We start from the raw sequence: 4,393 nt of genomic DNA, 5'->3' as shown, positions 1-4,393 counted from the left end.
TCCGCGCGCAAGGTCATCGACACAACATCCGACCCGGCGCCCGGTTCGGACATGGCGAGCGCGCCGACATGCTCGCCCGAGCACAGCTTCGGCAGATAGGCCGCCTTCTGGTCGGGGGTGCCGTTGCGGTTGATCTGGTTGACGCAGAGATTGGAGTGGGCGCCATAGCTCAGCGCCGTCGAGGCGGACGCCCGCGCGATCTCCTCTATGGCGACCACATGGGCCAGATAGGTCATGCCAGAGCCGCCGTGGTCGGGATCGGCCGTGATGCCCAGAAGGCCAAGCGCGCCCAGGTCGGGCCAAAGATCACGGGCGAAGGTGTTGGTATCGTCGATCTCAGTGGCCCGCGGCGCCAGCTTGTCCTGAGCCCAGCGATGGACGACGTCGCGCAGGGCCTCGACCTCCTCGCCCAACGCGAATTCCATGGAGGCGCGAAACACGTCAGCTCTCCCCGCCGAGTCTAGGCTGTCGCTTCTTCAACGACACCGAGCTCCTCGATCATCTTCTCGCGCATGACGAACTTTTGCGGCTTGCCGGTCACGGTCATCGGTAGCGCGTCGACGAAACGAATGATGCTTGGGATCTTGAAATGAGCGATCTGGTCCTGACAGAACGCGCGGATATCGTCTTCCGTCGCCGTCTCGTCGGGCAACAGAATGATCCACGCGCACACTTCCTCACCCAGCTTGTGGTGGGGAACGCCGAAGACCTGGACCTGTTGGATTTTGGGGTGGCGATAGAGAAACTCCTCGATCTCGCGCGGGTAGATGTTCTCACCGCCGCGAATGATCATGTCCTTCACCCGCCCGACGATGTTGCAATAACCTTCATCGTCGACCGTCGCCTCGTCACCGGTACGCATCCAGCCGTCATCGACGATGGCCTCGCGGGTGCGCTCTTCGTCGTCCCAATAACCCCTCATGACCGAATAACCATGCACCCACAATTCGCCAGGCTGGTTGAGCGGCAACGTCTCACCGGCCTCGTCGACCACCTTGACCGTGACATGAGGGTGAGCGCGCCCCACGGTCGAGACGCGTTTTTCGATGGGATCGTCGGTCGCGCTTTGCAGCGATACCGGGCTGGTCTCCGTCATGCCGTAGGCGATGGTCACCTCGCTCATGTGCATGTCGGACACGACCTTTTTCATGACCTCGATCGGACATGGCGAACCCGCCATGATACCGGTTCTGAGCGACGACAGATCGAGGTCGGCAAAACCCGGCGCCTCGAGCATGGCGACAAACATGGTGGGCACGCCGTAAAGGCCCGTACACCGCTCCTCGGCGATCGTCGTCAGCGTCGAGACGGGCTCGAACGCCTCGGCGGGGAAAACCATGCATGCGCCCTTGGTGACGCATCCCAGCGTACCCATGACCATACCGAAGCAGTGATAGAGCGGCACCGGAATGCACAGCCGGTCGACCTCGGTGAACTCGATCGCGCGCACCGTAAAGTGCGCGTTGTTGAGGATGTTGAAGTGGGTCAGCGTGGCGCCCTTCGGCATGCCGGTCGTGCCGCTGGTGAACTGGATGTTGATGGGATCGTCCGGCTTTAGGGACGCGGAGATCGCGTCCAACGCGCCCTTGTCGGCATCCCGGCCCCGCGCCACCACGTCATCGAAGCTCAACATGCCGGGCGAGATCTCATCGCCCATGCGCATGATGATCTTGAGCGCCGGCAGTTTCGCGGCATCGAGCGCGCAGGGCTCGGCATCGGCAAGTTCCGGCGCCAATTTGTTCAACATGCCGAGGTAGTCGGATGACTTGAAAACGGCTGCCGTCACCAGCGCCTTGCAGCCAACCTTGTTCAGTGCGAACTCCAGCTCCGAAAGCCGGTAGGCCGGGTTGATGTTGACCAGGATCAGACCGATGCGCGCCGTCGCAAACTGGGTCAACAGCCACTCGTAACGATTGGGCGACCAGATGCCAATGCGATCACCCCTCTCAAGGCCCAGCGCCAGAAGGCCGGCAGCCAGGCGATCGACCTCCTGGGCGAGTTGGTTATAGGTGAGCCGCTTGTCTTGCTCGCGGAACACTGCGGCCTCGCGATCACCAAACCGTGCGACGGTGTCGGCGAAGACGTCGGGGATCGTTGCCTCGCGAAGTGGCTCGCTCGTATCGCCGGCAACACACGACATTCCGTCAAGCGGCATCATGCCTCAATCGGCCTCCCGTCCTTCCTGATCTTGTTGCCCCGATCCCGCCAAGTATATAGGCGCGGCTGGCCATAAACCATGGCTCCGCCGGGTTCACAATCCCGTGGCGGATCGCGACCCGCTCTAGGCCTCGCGGAAGAACTTGGGCCGACCTTTGACGGGGTCCAGCAACGACCAGTCTCCCTGCGGTACGTCGTAGCCTTGGGGGAAAGGCGCCCGCTCTTCGATGCCGAGCGACGCCATCACACGTTCATCGCTGTAATAGCTTGTCAGCGTGGCGGCGGTGATGATCTGGACAGCGGGCGAGCCGGATGCGGCGAATGCGGCCGCGACACCGGCTCTGTCCTTGTCGTCGAGTACGCTGAATGATGCACCGTGGGTGGTCATCGCCATCCGGTCGAGGGTTTCGAGAGCGTCTGCGATACGCGTCTCTTCGGTTGTCGTCGCGGTCAGGATGCGCCCGAAAATGGCGGGGTCGTCCGCGCCTGGAACGCCGTAGTCGACGCTAGCTGGGATCATCTGGCCGACGAGCAGACGAAGCGTCGTGGATTGTTCGTCCGTGAGGCCGCTGTCGCGTTGCCGTGCTTTCGTGCGGTCTGTCATGCTCCGGCTTCTATCCTTGCAGCGGCGTAACTGTCATACGCGCTGACTTTAGCAGTTCTAGGGAGCCTTGAAATGGCAATGGCCAGGGCGCTGCTCACCCCAGCCATTGTCCACTATCGGGTCGACGTGGGCCGGTCCGAACCCAGAGGGAACGAACCGGCCAACGCCAAGAAAGGCGGTGTCAGCGTTTCAAGAACTCCAACTCCCGCTTGTCTTCCACGTCAGGCGACGGGAAGTCACGCTGGAGCGTGTGGAAGACGCCCCAGACCATCATCAGCAGGATCACCGCAATCGGCAATCCGGCGACGATGGACGCGGTTTGAAGCGCGCCCAGGCCACCTGCCAACAACAGCACACCGGCGACGACACCGGACGTGATGCCCCAGAACAGCCGGAACTTGATCGGCGGATGCTCGTCACCCATGGACAGCATGGTGCACATGACGAGGGTGCCGGAGTCCGACGACGTCACGAACCACGATATCAGCAGCACCGTCGTCAGAATGGTGATCGGCGTGACCAGGCTTGAAACGCCAAAGCCCTCGATAGTCCTGAACACACCACTGGCGTAGTCCGAATTGACCGCATCGACGACGCCGGCACCATTGAACAGGTCGACGCCATAGGCTGCACCGCCGAACACGCCCATCCACAACACGACGACCGTGGTCGGCACCAGCAGAACGCAGAAGCAGAACTGCCGAATCGTGCGACCCTTGGAGATACGCGCAATGAACAAGCCGACAAACGGACACCAAGCGATCCACCATCCCCAATAGAAGATGGTCCACCAGCTCTGCCATTGACGGTCAACTTCATTGTCGATCCAGAAACCCATCGGGATGACGTTCCACAGGTAATCGCCTGCACCGGAGATCACCATGCCGAGAATGAAGGCGGTCGGTCCCAGGATCAGGAACAACAACAGCAGCACCAGACTGGCCCAGACATTGACCTCGCTGAGGATACGCACGCCTTTGCCGACACCGGAAACGGCCGAGGCCGTGCCCATGATGGTGATGGCGCCGATCAGGATCAGATGATTGGTTGTCGTGTTCGACATCCAGCCGAGATCCTCCAAGCCGGCGGCAATCGGCGCGACACCCAGACCAAGCGATGTCGCCAGGCCGAAGATCGTGCCGAACACGCCGATCAGGTCAACGACATGTCCCCACGGACCATAGACCCGGTGTTTCAGAACCGGGTAGAGAGCCGCGCGCAGCGAAAGGGGCAATCCCTTGCGATACGAGAAATAGGCCAGCGACAAACCGCTGGCTTGGCTTGGCGGGGTTCGGGGCGCCCAGCGGGACGGCAATCCGGCGCTTGGGCTTCGGGGCATCCGCCTCTCGCTGGCCGAGCCCGAGCTGCTCCGCACCCAGCTCCGCGCGCTTGCGCGGGCTGCCGCCAGCGGGCCGCTCTCGGTCATGCTGCCATTTGTAACCCTGCCCGAAGAGCTTGATGCCGCTCGGGCCTATCTCGACGCGGCTTGCGATGCGCTGGCTGTCGAGGGCTATGTGCATGCGCGCCCGCAGCTGGGTGTGATGATCGAGACGCCAGCCGAGATCCTCCAAGCCGGCGGCAATCGGCGCGACACCCAGACCAAGCGATGTCGCCAGGCCGAAGATCGTGCCG

At 62.4% G+C, this 4,393-nt stretch carries 5 protein-coding genes; 1 reads left to right on the top strand and 4 read right to left on the bottom strand.

Annotated features, from left to right (window positions below):
- From AAF563_25445 to AAF563_25430, 4 genes are all read right to left on the bottom strand, one after another.
- Positions 1-440, bottom strand: a 440-nt coding sequence (locus AAF563_25445; protein MEM7124646.1) for an acyl-CoA dehydrogenase family protein, incomplete at its 3' end; no start/stop codon positions are given.
- Between the two features lie 20 nt (positions 441-460).
- On the bottom strand, positions 461-2,158 hold the full coding sequence (locus AAF563_25440) for an AMP-binding protein (GenBank protein ID MEM7124645.1): 1,698 nt from the start codon (positions 2,156-2,158) through the stop codon (positions 461-463).
- Positions 2,159-2,281: 123 nt separating this feature from the next.
- Positions 2,282-2,761 (bottom strand): gluconate 2-dehydrogenase subunit 3 family protein, encoded by a 480-nt coding sequence (locus AAF563_25435; protein MEM7124644.1) that lies wholly within the window; start codon positions 2,759-2,761, stop codon positions 2,282-2,284.
- A gap of 181 nt (positions 2,762-2,942) precedes the next feature.
- Complete coding sequence (locus AAF563_25430) at positions 2,943-4,100, bottom strand: BCCT family transporter (protein ID MEM7124643.1); 1,158 nt, start codon at positions 4,098-4,100, stop codon at positions 2,943-2,945.
- Between AAF563_25430 and AAF563_25425 the strand changes: the two genes are divergently transcribed.
- Positions 4,033-4,393: putative PEP-binding protein (locus tag AAF563_25425; GenBank protein MEM7124642.1), on the top strand; the 361-nt coding region annotated here is incomplete at its 3' end. The two genes, AAF563_25430 and AAF563_25425, sit on opposite strands and share 68 nt — an antisense overlap.

The sequence above is a fragment of the Pseudomonadota bacterium genome (assembly GCA_039028155.1).
Classification (GTDB): Bacteria; Pseudomonadota; Alphaproteobacteria; order SP197; family SP197; genus JANQGO01.
The sequence above is the reverse complement of the archived record's forward strand: the minus strand, read 5'-3'. Positions and strand labels throughout refer to the sequence as shown.